The sequence below is a fragment of the Sphingomonas sp. genome, assembly GCF_019746015.1.
Lineage (GTDB): Bacteria > Pseudomonadota > Alphaproteobacteria > Sphingomonadales > Sphingomonadaceae > Sphingomonas.
The window spans coordinates 108,023-121,856 of record NZ_JAIESM010000009.1 but is presented as its reverse complement, the minus strand read 5'-3'; the positions used below and the strand labels follow the sequence as shown (position 1 = coordinate 121,856).

Below are 13,834 nucleotides of genomic sequence, written 5' to 3'. Positions count from 1 at the left end.
TAATGCCCAAACGCACCGACATTTCCTCGATCCTCGTCATCGGCGCAGGTCCCATCGTCATCGGCCAGGCGTGCGAGTTCGATTATTCGGGCACGCAGGCGATCAAGGCGCTGAAGGAGGAGGGGTATCGCATCGTCCTGGTTAATTCGAACCCGGCGACGATCATGACCGATCCCGAACTGGCCGACGCGACCTATGTCGAGCCGATCACGCCCGAGATCGTGGCGAAGATCATCGAGAAGGAGCGGCCCGACGCGGTGCTGCCGACGATGGGCGGGCAGACCGCGCTCAACACCGCGCTCGCGCTGTTCAACGACGGGACGCTGGAGAAGTTCGGCGTTACGATGATCGGCGCCAATGCCGAGGCGATCGACAAGGCGGAAGACCGGCTGAAATTCAAGGACGCGATGACCAAGATCGGGCTGGAATCGGCCCGTTCGGCAATCGCGCATTCGATGGCGGAGGCGCTGGCCGGGCTGGAGAAAGTGGGCCTGCCCGCGATCATCCGCCCCAGCTTTACGCTGGGCGGCACCGGCGGCGGTGTGGCCTATAACCGCGAGGAGTTTGAGGAAATCGTCCGCAAGGGGCTGGACGCCAGCCCCACCACCGAGGTGCTGATCGAGGAATCGCTGCTCGGCTGGAAGGAATATGAGATGGAGGTGGTGCGCGACCGCGCCGACAACGCCATCATCATCTGCTCCATCGAAAATATCGATCCGATGGGCGTGCACACTGGCGACAGCATCACCGTGGCGCCGGCGCTGACGCTGACCGACAAGGAATATCAGATCATGCGCTCGGCGAGCATTGCCTGCCTGCGCGAGATTGGGGTGGAGACGGGCGGGTCGAACGTGCAGTTCGCGGTCAACCCGCGCGACGGCCGGCTGATCGTGATCGAGATGAACCCGCGCGTGTCGCGCTCGTCGGCGCTGGCGTCGAAGGCGACTGGCTTCCCAATCGCCAAGGTCGCGGCGAAGCTGGCGGTGGGATACACGCTCGACGAGATCATGAACGACATCACCGGCGCGACGCCCGCGTCGTTCGAGCCGACGATCGACTATGTCGTCACCAAGATTCCGCGCTTCGCCTTTGAAAAGTTCAAGGGCGCGGAAGCCGTGCTGTCCACCGCGATGAAATCGGTGGGCGAGGTGATGGCGATCGGCCGCAACATCCATGAATCGCTGCAAAAGGCGCTGCGCGGGCTGGAGACGGGGCTGTCGGGCTTCAACCAGGTCGATGCGCTGGTCGGCTCGCCGCGTGCGGAGATCGAGGCGGCACTGGCGCGGGCGACGCCCGACCGGCTGCTGGTGGCGGCGCAGGCACTGCGCGAGGGGATGAGCGTGGCCGAAATCCATGCCATCGCCAAATATGATCCCTGGTTCCTGGAGCGGATCGCCGAAATCGTCGCCGCCGAGAATGAGGTGATCGCCGGCGGCCTGCCGCGCGATGCGGCGGGCATGCGGCGGCTGAAGGCGATGGGCTTTTCAGACAAGCGGCTGGCGTGGCTCGCGCTGAAATCCGCCGGGCTGCGCGCGGGTATGGAGCGCGGCATCGCGCGCAGTTCCGGCCTGGTCCATGACGCGGTCGTCGCGATGACCGGCGGGGTGACCGAGGCGGAAGTGCGCAAGCTGCGCCACCGGCTGGGGGTGCGCCCGGTGTTCAAGCGGATCGACACCTGCGCCGCCGAATTCGACGCCAAGACGCCCTATATGTATTCCACCTATGAAGCGCCCAGCTTCGGCGTGCCCGAATGCGAAAGCGCCCCCAGCGACGCGCGCAAGATCGTTATTCTGGGCGGCGGGCCGAACCGGATCGGGCAGGGGATCGAGTTCGACTATTGCTGCTGCCATGCCTGTTTCGCGCTGGCCGATGCTGGGTTCGAGACGATCATGGTCAACTGCAACCCGGAAACCGTGTCGACCGATTACGACACGTCGGACCGGCTCTATTTCGAGCCGCTGACCGCCGAGGACGTGCTCGAAATTCTGGAGGTGGAGCGGTCGCGCGGCACGCTCGTTGGCGTGATCGTGCAGTTTGGCGGGCAGACCCCGCTTAACCTGGCGCGCGCGCTGGAGGAGGCGGGCATCCCGATCCTGGGCACCAGCCCCGACGCGATCGACCTGGCCGAGGACCGTGAGCGCTTTGCCGCGCTGATCGACAAGCTGGGCCTGCGCCAGCCGGCCAACGGCATTGCCCGCAGCCGCGACGAGGCGCTGCGCGTGGCCGAGCGCATTGGCTATCCGGTGCTGATGCGCCCGTCCTATGTGCTGGGCGGGCGGGCGATGGAGGTGGTGGAATCCACCGTCCAGCTTGACGACTATATCCACACCGCGGTGCAGGTGTCGGGCGACGCGCCGGTGCTGATCGACCAGTATCTGCGCGACGCGATCGAGGTGGATGTCGACGCGATCTGCGACGGCACCGATGTGGTGGTGGCCGGCATCCTGCAGCATATCGAGGAGGCGGGCGTCCATTCGGGCGACAGTGCCTGCTCCATCCCGCCCTATTCGCTGCCCGCCGATATCGTCGCGGAGATCGAGCGGCAGACGGCGGCGCTCGCCCGGGCGCTGTCGGTGCGCGGGCTGATGAACATCCAGTTCGCGGTGAAGGATGGGCAGGTTTACCTGATCGAAGTCAACCCGCGCGCCAGCCGCACCGTGCCCTTCGTCGCCAAGGCGATCGGCGCGCCCATTGCCAAGATCGCCGCGCGGGTGATGGCGGGGGAAAAGCTTGCCGCGCTGCCGCAGATCGACCGCAATATCGATTATGTCGCGGTGAAGGAGGCGGTGTTCCCGTTCAACCGCTTCCCTGGCATCGACCCGGTGCTGTCACCCGAAATGAAATCGACCGGCGAAGTGATGGGCATCGACCGCGATTTCACCACCGCCTTTGCCAAGTCTCAGCTGGGCGCCGGCACCGTGCTGCCCAAGGGTGGCACGCTGTTCGTGAGCGTGAAGGACAGCGACAAGCCGGTGATCCTGCCGGCGGTACAGACGCTGATCGAGGCGGGCTTTCGCGTGATCGCCACCAGCGGCACCGCCGATTACCTGATCGCGCACGGGCTGGTGGTGGAACGGGTGAACAAGGTGGCGCAGGGGCGACCGCACATCGTCGACCGGATCAAGGATGGCGGTGTCGACGTGATCTTCAACACGACCGAAGGGTGGCAGAGCCTGAAGGACTCGCAACCCATTCGCGCCTGTGCACTTGCGCAGAAGATTCCGTACTTCACCACGGCGCCGGCCAGTGTCGAGGTTGCCAAGGCAATTGCCGCGCTGCGTCATGCGGTGCTTGAAGTACAACCGCTTCAAGCCTATTATCTACGTTCGCACCAATAATTCCTCGCAAAATCATTGGCGGCGTACAGGCGGGCAGGGCGCTTGGCCTGTTGTGAAGGCTTTTAGGGACGATCGAGATGGCGACGGTTGAAAAGATGCCGATGCTGGCGGAAGGCTATGAAACGCTGACCGCGGAGCTGAAACGGCTGAAGGCCGAACGGCCGCTGATCGTCGACGCGATCGAGGAAGCGCGCGCGCATGGCGACCTTTCCGAAAATGCCGAATATCACGCCGCCAAGGAGCGCCAGGGCCAGATCGAGGCGCAGATTTCGGATATCGAGGACAAGCTCTCGCGCGCGCAGATCATCGATCCCACCACGCTCTCGGGCGACAAGGTGGTGTTCGGCGCGACCGTGACCCTGATCGATGAAGACGACAAGCCGGTGCGCTATCAGATTGTCGGCCAGACCGAGGCGGATGCCTCTGCCGGGCGGATCAGCTACAACTCGCCGCTCGGCCGCGCGCTGATCGGCCGCCGCGTCGAGGACGAGGTGGAAGTGACGGTGCCGTCGGGCGACCGCTATTATCTCGTCGCCAAGATCGAGTTCATCTGACCCGCAACGCCACATTGCTGCAGCGTTTTCCGGCGACCACCCTGATCGCCGGCGTAACCATTGTGTGCTCGGCCCTGCTGATCCTGACGCCGGCGCTCGGCAGCTATGCCGTGCTGGGGGGATTTGTGCCGGCCTCGGTGACGCAGGCGGTAGACGGGCCGGACGGGCTGCCGCTGGTGCCGTGGTTCCTCTCCCCGCTTACGGCAACGCTCATCCATGCGGGGTGGACGCATCTGGCGTTCAACCTGCTGATGCTGGTGGTTTGCGGGTCGCAGCTCGAACGCGCGCTGGGGCCAAGGCTGGTGGCGTTGCTCTACATTGTCGGCGCCTATGCGGCGGCGCTGGGCGAATGGGCGCTGCAGCCGGGCAGCCTGACCCCGATGATCGGGGCGAGTGGTGCGGTTTCCGCCCTGATCGGCGGCTATGCGCTGCTGTTCTCCTCGCCGAAAATGGCGCGGACGATAAACGTGCTTTGGATGGCGGCGGCGTGGATAGGGCTGCAGACGCTGTACGGCCTGGTCGCCGGGCTGGGTGGCGCAACCTTGGCCGTGGGGGCGCAAGTGGGCGGGTTCCTGGCCGGGCTGGCGCTGGCCCGGCCATTGCTGCTGTGGCACTATCGCCGCGCCTGAGCGGGCGCCGGAGCGGCCAAAGCGCGACGATCTTTGGGCGCCATGATTCGTACCCCCGTCGCCCCGGCCCCCGAGCCGTGGCTCGGTTTCTTCTTCGGCGTTCAAAGACAGCCTAGCCCCGGCTCAAGGCCGGGGCGACGGGTTGGTTTGGTCGCATACCGCCCCTGCCTTGGGTCGTTCAGCCCTTGGGGGCGGGTTCGGTAAGGTCGGGCTGGAGCAGGCGGTGGAGGTGGACCACCACATATTTCATCTCGGCATCGTCAACCGTGCGCTGGGCGGCCGCGCGCCATGCCTTCTCGGCGCTTGCATAGCTCGGGAAGAAGCCGACCACGTCGAGCGAGGCGAGATCGGTAAAGTCCAGGGTCTGCGGGTCGCTCACGCGGCCGCCGAAAACCAGGTGAATCATGCTCATCGGGCTGTCCTTTTCGGGAAAATAGGGCGCCGATAGCGGCTTACTCACCCGGTTTGAAGCCTGTCTTTGCCTGTTCGGTGCCGGCCTTGGCGGCAGCCTGTCCCGCATTCTTCGCCGCGTCGCCGACATGCGCGACGAGCCGCTTCACCCCTTCGCGCGCGGCGGCGCGGGTCAGCCCGGCGGCCGAGAGTTCGGCAACGCCCGCCTCGCGCGCGGCACGGGCAACGGCAACGGCACCCTGGTTCAGCTTCTTGCCGACCGAGCCGATGGTGCGCGTTTCGTGCCGGCTGCGCGGCAGCATTGCGCCGGCCAGCACGCCCACCGCCAGCCCGCCGACCAGCACCGCAAGCGGATTGCCCTCGATCGTGTCGGCGGTGCGCCGCGCGGCCTGCGCCGCCGATTCCCGGGCTGTGTCCATCGCCGCGTCGCGCTTGTCGAGCACGGTGTCACGCAGTGCAGCCAGCCGGCCGCTGGCGGCATCGACGGCGGCCTCTGCGGCGTCGGTCGCGTCGGGGGCGGGGGTGGTTTCGGTCTCAGTCATTGGCGGCTCCCTTTGGCGGCGCGTGGCGATGGTTGGCAAGGCGCGCACCGGCTGCGCGCGCCACGCCGAAAATCTGGTTGCGGGCGACGAGTAGCATCAGCGCCACGCCCAGCCCGGCCATCCGCGCGGGATGGCGCTGTGCGGTGGTCAACGCCGCGCGGGCCAGCCGGTTGCCGCCCTGCTTGATCGCGCCGCCCGCCTCGCGCCGCAGCTGCGCCGGCTGCAGCCGGGTGCGCACGTCGCTGAGCGTCGCCATGAAGCGCTCGCGCGCGGCGGCCGCTTCGGCCTTGGCCAGATCGACATCGCGAGCGGGCTTGCTCATTTCTTCTCCTTGCGCAGTGCATGCTTGATGCGCCCCACGCCAATCCAGCCCATCAGGCCGGCCAGCAACAGCATCGCCAGCACCACCACCGCCGTTGCCCCCGCCGCGCCGATCAGCGTTGCCAGCGCCAGGATCAGCCCGACCAGCAGCGCAACCAGCGTGGCGAGCGCCAGCACAATGGCGCCCACGAACAGGATGGCGGCCGTGCGCGCCGCGGTGATGCGGTCGGCCATGCCGGCGCGATAGGCGCGCAGCTCGGCACGGGCATAGTCATTGCCCTCTGCCGCCAGCCGCGAAATCATCGCGGCGAGGCCCTCGCTGTCGCGCTCGTCGGCCATGCTGGGGGGCTTAGGCCGGGTTGCCATCGCCCGGGTCCGCGCTTTCCTCATGGTCCAGCCCCGCCTTCACCAGGCGCGCCACCACAAAGCCCAGCGCCGCCGCAATGCCGATGGCGATGGCCGGCGATTTGCGCACGAAATTCTGCGCATCCTCGATCAGCTCGTCGAGCTCCTTGGTCTGGAGCGTGTCGCCAAAGTCGGCGATCTTTTCGGCCGCGCTATGGGCATATTGGCCATAGCTGCTGCCCAGCTTCTCATCGACGGCCTTTGCCGCATCGTCCATCAGCCGCGAGGCGGTGTGGAGCGCCTCGCCGGCGCGCGCCTTGCCCTCTGCCGCGGCAGTCTTGGCGCGCTCGGCGGCCTGCTTGGCAAAGTCGCTGGCCTGCTGCTTCAGGTCCGGCTTGTCGGTGCCGGTCGCCTCGGCGGCGTCAGCAACGGCTTCCTTCGCGTCTTCGATCACGTCTTCAGCCATTGTCTGTCTCCCATGCGCACACATTGCTGCCGCGCGGCGCGGCCAAAGCTCAATTGCCGTTCGACGATGAAGCGGATAGAGGCCGCGCCATCGCCATCACTGTAGCAAATCTAGGGAGACCGCACCATGACCGCAATCATCGACATCCACGCCCGCGCGATTGTCGACAGCCGCGGCAATCCCACGGTCGAGGTCGATGTGATGCTGGAGGATGGCAGCTTCGGCCGGGCGGCGGTCCCCTCCGGCGCGTCGACCGGCGCGCATGAGGCGGTCGAGCGGCGCGATGGCGACATGTCGCTGTGGCTCGGCAAGGGCGTGCAGGGCGCGGTCGACGCGGTGAACGCCGACATTGCCGAGGCGGTGCTGGGCATGGATGCCGAGGACCAGGCCGAAATCGACACCGCGATGATCGAGCTGGACGGCACGCCCAACAAGGCGCGGCTGGGCGCGAACGCCATTCTGGGCGTCAGCCTGGCGGTGGCGAAGGCAGCGGCGGATGCGCGCGGGCTGCCGCTCTATCGCTATGTCGGCGGCGTTAGCGCGCATGTGCTGCCGGTGCCGATGATGAACATCATCAATGGCGGCCAGCATGCCGACAACCCCATCGATTTCCAGGAATTCATGATCGTGCCGGTGGGGGCCGAGTCGCTTTACGACGCGGTGCGTTGTGGCGCGGAGATCTTCCACACGCTGAAGAAGGCGCTGCACGATCAGGGGCTGGCAACGGCGGTGGGTGACGAGGGCGGCTTTGCGCCCAATCTTGCCTCCACCACCGATGCGCTCGACTTCATCATGAAGGCGGTCGAGGCGGCCGGCTATATGCCCGGGCAGGACGTGATGCTCGCGCTCGACTGCGCGGCGACCGAATTCTTCAAGGACGGCGCCTATCACATCAGCGGCGAGGGCCGCGTGCTGACCCCGCATGAAATGGCCGGCTATCTGGCTGACCTGACCGCGCGCTACCCCATTTTCTCGATCGAGGACGGGATGAGCGAGGACGACTTTGACGGCTGGAAGGCATTGACCGACAGCGTCGGCGGCAAGGTGCAGCTGGTGGGTGACGATCTGTTCGTCACCAACCCGGCGCGGCTGAAGGACGGCATTGCGCGGGGCCTTGCCAATTCGCTGCTGGTGAAGGTCAACCAGATCGGCACGCTCACCGAAACGCTGGCCGCCGTCAGCATGGCGCAGCGCGCCGGCTATACCGCCGTCATGTCGCACCGTTCGGGCGAAACCGAGGATGCGACGATTGCCGATCTGGCGGTTGCCACCAATTGCGGACAGATCAAGACTGGCTCGCTCGCCCGTTCGGACCGGCTCGCCAAGTATAACCAGCTGATCCGCATCGAAGAAGAACTGGGCGATATGGGGCGCTATGCCGGGGCCAGCATTCTGCGCGCCTGAACGCAACGACAGGCCCCGTAGTAATACGCTGCGATCATTGGAAACATCGCTTGACCCGCCGGGGCGGGCGGGGCACATTAACCCTATGGCAGGGCGGCGCAGTCTTTCGGCAATCTTGCGGCGTGTGGGCGCGCCGGCGCTCGCGCTGGTCGTGATGGCGTTCTTCGCCAGCTATGCCATTATCGGCCCGAACGGGGTGATGGCCTATGGCGATTACCAGCACCAGCTAGCCAAGCGCGAGCGGGCACTGGCCGCGCTCAACAAGCGCCGCGCGGTGCTGGAAAACCGGGTGAAGCTGCTCGATCCCGGCCATGCCAATCCGGACATGGTGGAGGAACTGGTGCGCAAGGACCTGAACGTCGCGCATCATGATGAAGTGATCATTCCGCTCAAGTAAGCGTTTGGCAGGCGTTGCAACCGCCGCCCCTGTGCGCCTATAGCCCGTTCGACATCCCCGCGTTGAAAAGGCTTTAGATCGTGGCCAAACCCTCCGCACGCGCGCGCAAGAGCGAACCCACTTTGCCGAACCGCGAGCGCCCCAACGAACCGGAACGGTACAAGGCCAGCACCGCGGAACTGCTGAAATTCTATGAGCAGATGCTGCTAATCCGCCGGTTTGAGGAGAAGGCCGGCCAGCTTTATGGCCTGGGGCTGATCGGCGGTTTCTGCCACCTGTACATCGGGCAGGAAGCGGTGGCCGTCGGCCTGCAATCGGCGCTGACGCCGGTCGACAGCGTCATCACCGGCTATCGCGACCATGGTCATATGCTGTTGTGCGGCATTCCGCCCAAGGATGTGATGGCCGAACTGACCGGCCGTGCCGCCGGCATTTCAAAGGGCAAGGGCGGCTCGATGCACATGTTCAGCGTCGAGCATAAATTCTATGGCGGCCACGGCATTGTCGGCGCGCAGGTGTCGCTGGGCACGGGGCTGGGCTTTGCGCACAAATATTCAGGCGATGGCGGCGTGTGCCTGGCCTATTTCGGCGACGGCGCGGCGAACCAGGGCCAGGTCTATGAAAGCTTCAACATGGCCGAGCTGTGGAAGCTGCCGGTCATCTACGTCATCGAGAACAATCAGTACGCCATGGGCACCAGCGTCAACCGCGCCTCGTCGGAGGATCAGCTGTTCCGCCGGGGCGAATCGTTCCGCATCCCCGGGCTACAGGTCGATGGCATGGACGTGCTCGCCTGTCGCGGCGCCGCCGAGGAAGCGCTGGCCTGGGTCCGCGCCGGCAAGGGGCCGATCATTCTGGAAATGAAAACCTATCGCTATCGCGGCCATTCGATGTCGGACCCGGCCAAATATCGCAGCCGCGAGGAAGTGCAGGCGGTGCGCGACAAGTCCGACCCGATCGAAGCCGCCAAGAAGGAGCTGGAATCTCTGGGCGTGACCGAGGCGCAGCTGAAAGCGGTGGAGCAGGACATTCGCCGGGTGGTGAACGAGGCGGCCGACTTTGCCGAGACTGCGCCCGAGCCGGCGCCCCATGAACTATACACCGACGTGCTGGTGGAGACGTACTGAAATGGCGATTGAGCTGAAGATGCCGGCCCTTTCCCCGACGATGGAGGAAGGGACGCTCGCCAAATGGCTGGTCAAGGCGGGCGACAGCGTGAAGTCGGGCGATATCCTCGCCGAGATCGAAACCGACAAGGCGACGATGGAGTTTGAGGCGGTCGACGAAGGCGTGATTGCCGAAATCCTGGTCGCGGAAGGGACCGACAATGTGAAGGTCGGCACGGTTATCGCGCGGATGGCCGGGGATGGCGAGGCGGCCGCGCCGGCGCCGGCTCCCGCTCCCGCTGCCACCGCGCCAGCCCCGGCGCCTGCACCCGCCCCGCAGCCTGCGCCGGTCGCGCCGCGCCCCGCGACTGCCGCTGCCGATCCCGCCATTCCCACCGGCACCGAAATGGTGCGCACCACCGTCCGCGAGGCGCTGCGTGATGCGATGGCCGAGGAAATGCGCCGCGACCCCCGCGTGTTCGTGATGGGTGAGGAAGTCGCGCAATATCAGGGCGCGTACAAGGTGACGCAGGGCCTGCTCGACGAATTCGGCGACAGGCGCGTGATCGACACGCCGATCACCGAATATGGCTTTGCCGGCGTCGGCACGGGCGCGGCGATGGGTGGCCTTCGCCCCATCGTCGAGTTCATGACCTTCAACTTCGCGATGCAGGCGATCGACCATATCGTCAATTCGGCGGCCAAGACCAATTACATGTCGGGCGGGCAGATGCGCTGCCCCATCGTGTTCCGCGGCCCCAATGGCGCGGCGAGCCGCGTGGCCGCGCAGCACAGCCAGAATTACGGGCCATGGTATGCGAGCGTCCCCGGCCTGATCGTGATCGCGCCCTATGACGCGGCCGATGCCAAGGGGCTGATGAAGGCCGCAATCCGCAGCGAGGACCCGGTCGTGTTCCTGGAGAATGAGCTGCTCTATGGCCGCAGCTTCGATGTGCCCAAGCTCGACGACCATGTGCTGCCCATCGGCAAGGCGCGGATCGTGCGGCCGGGGCGCGACGTGACGGTGGTCAGCTATTCGATCGGCGTCGGCATCGCGCTGGAAGCGGCCGAGGCGCTGGCGGGCGAGGGGATCGATGCCGAGGTGATCGACCTGCGCACGCTGCGCCCGCTCGACAAGCAGACCGTGCTCGCCAGCCTTGCCCGCACCAACCGCATGGTGGTGGTGGAGGAAGGCTGGCCGACCTGTTCGATCGCCAGCGAATTGATGGCGATTGCGATGGAGGAGGGGTTCGACGATCTCGACGCCCCCGTCCTGCGCGTGACGGACGAGGATGTGCCGCTGCCCTATGCCGCCAACCTTGAAAAGCTGGCGCTGATCGACGCCGCCCGCGTCATCGCGGCGGTGAAGAAGGTCTGCTATCGCGGCTGAACGTCAGCAGCTGGAAGCGGTCACATTGTCCGGGTTGTAGATGCGCGTCAGGTCTCGCCGGTCGCGCACCACCATCGATGCGGTTTCGACGATGTCGATCTGCGGCGCGAACGATGTGCCAACCAGCGGGCGGTACCGGTAATAGACTTCGATATACATCGCCGGATTGTCAGGCAGGGCGATCACTTCGTTGCCTGATTTGCCGACGCCGTTGTTGCTGACCACGCCGTTGTTGTATTGAGAGGTGTAGGTGCCCGTGCCGCGGCACCGCCGCCAGCCGATCTTGTAGACATTGCCGTTGCCGCTGTCGTTGCGCTCGACGCTGGAGACGACCACGCGGCCGCGATTGTACAGGTCGAGCCCGCCCGCCTGCAGGCCGGCGCCCGTCAACAGGTCGTTGATGTCGGTTTCGGTAATCTGCTTGGCAGCAAGCAGATCGCCGCTGCCGATGCGCGACGAATTGTCTGCCAGATGGAGTGCAAGCTGGCTGATCCGCATCCGCACGGTGATGAAGTTGCAAAGCTCTGACCCGGTCAGCGCCATCAGCATCAGGATCGGCAGCGAGAAGGCAAGCTCCACCATCGCCACGCCATCGCGCGCGGCCAACAGGCGGCGGAACAGCCGGGCAGGATACTGGATCAGGTGCATTGACGTACCCTTGGGGTGGCATAGACCGCCTGGTCGCCATAAGGCTGGTTGGCGAGGATGGTGGTTGCCGACACCTGGGTGGAGTTGGACCAGCCCATAAAGCGCCACAGCGGAAAGACCGGGCGGTAGGTGACCGTCACGGTATAGACCGCCTTGTCCTTCGCACCGCCCTGGCCGCCATCGCTGCCATCGGCATCCCACATCGAGTTGCTGTTATTGTCGGTATAGGACTCGCCGTTGTCGCAACGGCCATTGCTGTTGGTGTCGGTCCATGGTTCCGGCCGGGCATTCGCTGCATCGGTGAAGGTGCGATAGAAGCGGCGGGTGATGTCAACGGTGGCGTTATTGGCCAGCGGAATGATCTGCGCGCGCACCCGTGCGTCCAGCGTGTCGCGCGCCGTCTGGGTGGTGTTGGTTTCCAGACCTGAATCGCGGCCGACCTTCTGCACGATGCCCTGCAGCACCGCGCGCAGGTAGAGCGAATGGCTGACATCGAAGATGCCGACCAGCGCCAGCATGAACACCGGCGCGACAAAGCCGAATTCGACGATGGTCGCCCCGCGTTCGTTGTCGACGAGCGTTCGCGTCATAGCGTCACCCGAAGCTGCGAAATCTGGCTGGCGATGGAGGCAAAGGCCGTCTGCAGCGTAGCCGCGTTGCTGGCATTGTAATAGCGGCCCGGCGATGCGCAGTTGGTCATCCGCGTCACCGTGGTCGAATCCAGGCTGCCAAAGGTGATCACCCACAGGGTGATGTTCTTGTTTTTGATGGCCGTGCACAGCGCCTCGGTGCGCAGGTTGACCTGCTCGGTCATGGTGCCCGTGCTGGTGCAACCGCCCGTCGGCTCGCTGTTGGCGTCGGTCTGGCGCCGATCGTACCAGTTCACGCCATAGGCGGTATAGTTGAACGGATCAGTGCAGGGGTCGCCGTCGGTCATGAACAGCATGTGCCGTTCGATTTCGCCACCAGATGGCGTGAGGGCGTTTTCAGAAGCGAACAGGCCCGTTGCCGACATCAGTCGTGCGCCCCACAACAGCCCGATGTCGTGATAAGTATTGCCTTCGGGCTGAAGCGAATCGACATAGGCTTCGAAGTCGCTGACCACGGGCCATGACTGCAGCTTTCGCGCCGGTTCTGGGCACGCATAATAGCTGTAGTTGGCGAGGTTCGATGTCGTGGTGACGTTCGCCGTGGTGTAGCAGCAGCCGGACCAGCGCGTGTAGATCAGCCCCGGCAGCACCGGGCCCCATTGGGTCGTCGCATCCGCGGCATTGGGCAATGTGTCGATGTCCAAGTCCTTGGCGCCGGCGGGCAGCGGATCAAAATCCGTGGTCCGCACGGTCTGTCGCTCTTCGATGCAGCCGTCCCAGGTGATGGTGGCGTTGGTGCCGGTACTGCCCGTTGGCGCCGTGATGCTGTTGTTCCAGTTGCTGCCGCCGGCCTTCAGCCCGCTGACGTTGATCGGGGCCTGACGATAGGTCCAGTTGACAAAATTCCCGTTGCTGCGGTTGGCGACGCGCGTTTGGTAATTCCAGCTGTCCGCCATCCAGCCATTCTGCAGCAGTCGGCCGACATTGACGTTGGTAGCATAAGGGACAAAGCCGAAGCGCACCTGCACCTGGCTGCCCAGCCCGCCGCCGGGCGTGGTCACGGCACAGTTGGCGTTCGTGTTCTGGCGCGCGAGGATTTCGTAGAAGCACTTCACCGCAACCTTGAGGCTTGCCATCTTGGTCTGGCTGTCGCCCGAGGGCGTCTGCCCCATCGACCCGGTGGTATCGAGCACGAACATCACGTCGGTGTTGGGCAGGCGCATCTGGCTGCCGCAGACGACCGTGATGGTCTGCGTCGTCTGCCCCAGCACGCGCATCAGCGTCATCGGCACGGTGGCCGATGCCGTGCCCGAGACGGTGCCGGTGCGCTCGCTGAAGCTGCGCGTCAGCCCGGTCGTGCCATAGGAGCCGTTGGGAAAATTGCCGTCGAAGAACTGATTGGCGATGGTGCCCGCATAATTGTTGTTCTGGCTCCAGGTGCCGCCGCCCATCGCGCGGCGCCCGGCCAGCGCACCCGCGTCGCAGGCATGCTGAAGGCGCGTCTTGGTCATGTACATGCGGCTCATGTCGATGCCGCCGCCGACCAGCCCGGCCAGCGGCACCATCGCGGCCGCCATGATGGCAAGCGTATTGCCGCGAATATCCGCTGCCAACCTGCTGAGCAGGGGCTTGCGCTGATCGTTTCCAGCCATCATGCCGCCTCTGGTGCCCTTCAACCGTAAAAAGCCTTTGG

The 13,834-nt window shown here is 65.5% G+C and carries 15 protein-coding genes; 7 read left to right on the top strand and 8 right to left on the bottom strand.

Translation table 11 applies throughout. The features are described 5' to 3' along the window. Positions 1–2 precede the first annotated feature (2 nt). The 3 genes from carB to K2Y03_RS02185 all read left to right on the top strand — a co-directional run bounded on the left by carB (position 3) and on the right by K2Y03_RS02185 (position 4,521). On the top strand, positions 3–3,338 hold the full coding sequence (carB, locus tag K2Y03_RS02195) for a carbamoyl-phosphate synthase large subunit (RefSeq protein WP_294087860.1): 3,336 nt from the start codon (positions 3–5) through the stop codon (positions 3,336–3,338). A gap of 77 nt (positions 3,339–3,415) precedes the next feature. After that, entirely contained in the window at positions 3,416–3,892 is a 477-nt protein-coding gene (gene greA, locus K2Y03_RS02190) for a transcription elongation factor GreA (protein ID WP_294087857.1), read from the top strand. Positions 3,893–3,906: 14 nt separating this feature from the next. After that, on the top strand, positions 3,907–4,521 hold the full coding sequence (locus tag K2Y03_RS02185) for a rhomboid family intramembrane serine protease (protein ID WP_294087853.1): 615 nt from the start codon (positions 3,907–3,909) through the stop codon (positions 4,519–4,521). A gap of 178 nt (positions 4,522–4,699) precedes the next feature. Here the strand turns inward: K2Y03_RS02185 and K2Y03_RS02180 are convergent, their stop codons facing one another. Genes K2Y03_RS02180 through K2Y03_RS02160 form a run of 5 tightly spaced genes read right to left on the bottom strand, consistent with a single transcriptional unit; the run spans position 4,700 to position 6,606 of the window. Continuing rightward, positions 4,700–4,933 (bottom strand): DUF4170 domain-containing protein, encoded by a 234-nt coding sequence (locus K2Y03_RS02180; RefSeq protein WP_294087851.1) that lies wholly within the window; start codon positions 4,931–4,933, stop codon positions 4,700–4,702. 40 nt (positions 4,934–4,973) lie between these two features. Continuing rightward, positions 4,974–5,474 carry a hypothetical protein gene (locus tag K2Y03_RS02175; protein WP_294087849.1) on the bottom strand — a complete coding sequence of 167 codons (501 nt, stop codon included), beginning with the start codon at positions 5,472–5,474 and terminating at the stop codon, positions 4,974–4,976. Then, positions 5,467–5,796, bottom strand: coding sequence for a hypothetical protein (locus tag K2Y03_RS02170; RefSeq protein ID WP_294087848.1), 330 nt, complete (start codon positions 5,794–5,796; stop codon positions 5,467–5,469). The genes K2Y03_RS02175 and K2Y03_RS02170 overlap by 8 nt, the downstream gene beginning before the upstream one ends. After that, a complete protein-coding gene (locus K2Y03_RS02165; RefSeq protein ID WP_294087847.1) occupies positions 5,793–6,161 on the bottom strand; it encodes a phage holin family protein in 369 nt (122 codons plus the stop codon). Before K2Y03_RS02165 ends, K2Y03_RS02170 begins: the two co-directional genes overlap by 4 nt. Continuing rightward, on the bottom strand, positions 6,145–6,606 hold the full coding sequence (locus K2Y03_RS02160; protein ID WP_294087846.1) for a hypothetical protein: 462 nt from the start codon (positions 6,604–6,606) through the stop codon (positions 6,145–6,147). The genes K2Y03_RS02165 and K2Y03_RS02160 overlap by 17 nt, the downstream gene beginning before the upstream one ends. A gap of 126 nt (positions 6,607–6,732) precedes the next feature. On the opposite strand from K2Y03_RS02160, the gene eno reads away from it, so the two are divergent. The 4 genes from eno to K2Y03_RS02140 all read left to right on the top strand — a co-directional run bounded on the left by eno (position 6,733) and on the right by K2Y03_RS02140 (position 10,903). Beyond that, entirely contained in the window at positions 6,733–8,010 is a 1,278-nt protein-coding gene (gene eno, locus K2Y03_RS02155) for a phosphopyruvate hydratase (protein ID WP_294087845.1), read from the top strand. 85 nt (positions 8,011–8,095) lie between these two features. Beyond that, complete coding sequence (locus K2Y03_RS02150) at positions 8,096–8,407, top strand: septum formation initiator family protein (RefSeq protein WP_294087843.1); 312 nt, start codon at positions 8,096–8,098, stop codon at positions 8,405–8,407. Between the two features lie 80 nt (positions 8,408–8,487). Then, on the top strand, positions 8,488–9,534 hold the full coding sequence (pdhA, locus tag K2Y03_RS02145) for a pyruvate dehydrogenase (acetyl-transferring) E1 component subunit alpha (protein WP_294087841.1): 1,047 nt from the start codon (positions 8,488–8,490) through the stop codon (positions 9,532–9,534). A gap of 1 nt (position 9,535) precedes the next feature. Next, on the top strand, positions 9,536–10,903 hold the full coding sequence (locus K2Y03_RS02140; RefSeq protein ID WP_294087839.1) for a pyruvate dehydrogenase complex E1 component subunit beta: 1,368 nt from the start codon (positions 9,536–9,538) through the stop codon (positions 10,901–10,903). A gap of 3 nt (positions 10,904–10,906) precedes the next feature. Here K2Y03_RS02140 and K2Y03_RS02135 read toward each other — a convergent pair whose 3' ends face one another. From K2Y03_RS02135 to K2Y03_RS02125, 3 genes are read right to left on the bottom strand one after another with little or no spacing between them, the layout of a single operon-like run. Then, positions 10,907–11,551: a pilus assembly protein gene (locus K2Y03_RS02135; protein WP_294087838.1), complete on the bottom strand. Its 645-nt coding sequence runs from the start codon at positions 11,549–11,551 to the stop codon at positions 10,907–10,909. After that, positions 11,542–12,141, bottom strand: coding sequence for a TadE/TadG family type IV pilus assembly protein (locus K2Y03_RS02130; protein WP_294087837.1), 600 nt, complete (start codon positions 12,139–12,141; stop codon positions 11,542–11,544). Before K2Y03_RS02130 ends, K2Y03_RS02135 begins: the two co-directional genes overlap by 10 nt. Beyond that, complete coding sequence (locus K2Y03_RS02125; protein WP_294087836.1) at positions 12,138–13,793, bottom strand: TadE/TadG family type IV pilus assembly protein; 1,656 nt, start codon at positions 13,791–13,793, stop codon at positions 12,138–12,140. The genes K2Y03_RS02130 and K2Y03_RS02125 overlap by 4 nt, the downstream gene beginning before the upstream one ends. Positions 13,794–13,834: the final 41 nt, after the last annotated feature.

Bases quoted from the DNA above. Each gene is read 5' to 3' on its own strand.
- carB (WP_294087860.1), top strand. From the start codon at position 3: ATGCCCAAACGCACCGACATTTCCTCGATCCTCGTCATCGGCGCAGGT.
- greA (WP_294087857.1), top strand. From the start codon at position 3,416: ATGGCGACGGTTGAAAAGATGCCGATGCTGGCGGAAGGCTATGAAACG.
- K2Y03_RS02180 (WP_294087851.1), bottom strand. From the start codon at position 4,933: ATGAGCATGATTCACCTGGTTTTCGGCGGCCGCGTGAGCGACCCGCAG.
- K2Y03_RS02175 (WP_294087849.1), bottom strand. From the start codon at position 5,474: ATGACTGAGACCGAAACCACCCCCGCCCCCGACGCGACCGACGCCGCA.
- K2Y03_RS02170 (WP_294087848.1), bottom strand. From the start codon at position 5,796: ATGAGCAAGCCCGCTCGCGATGTCGATCTGGCCAAGGCCGAAGCGGCC.
- K2Y03_RS02165 (WP_294087847.1), bottom strand. From the start codon at position 6,161: ATGGCAACCCGGCCTAAGCCCCCCAGCATGGCCGACGAGCGCGACAGC.
- K2Y03_RS02160 (WP_294087846.1), bottom strand. From the start codon at position 6,606: ATGGCTGAAGACGTGATCGAAGACGCGAAGGAAGCCGTTGCTGACGCC.
- eno (WP_294087845.1), top strand. From the start codon at position 6,733: ATGACCGCAATCATCGACATCCACGCCCGCGCGATTGTCGACAGCCGC.
- K2Y03_RS02150 (WP_294087843.1), top strand. From the start codon at position 8,096: ATGGCAGGGCGGCGCAGTCTTTCGGCAATCTTGCGGCGTGTGGGCGCG.
- K2Y03_RS02140 (WP_294087839.1), top strand. From the start codon at position 9,536: ATGGCGATTGAGCTGAAGATGCCGGCCCTTTCCCCGACGATGGAGGAA.
- K2Y03_RS02135 (WP_294087838.1), bottom strand. From the start codon at position 11,551: ATGCACCTGATCCAGTATCCTGCCCGGCTGTTCCGCCGCCTGTTGGCC.
- K2Y03_RS02130 (WP_294087837.1), bottom strand. From the start codon at position 12,141: ATGACGCGAACGCTCGTCGACAACGAACGCGGGGCGACCATCGTCGAA.
- K2Y03_RS02125 (WP_294087836.1), bottom strand. From the start codon at position 13,793: ATGGCTGGAAACGATCAGCGCAAGCCCCTGCTCAGCAGGTTGGCAGCG.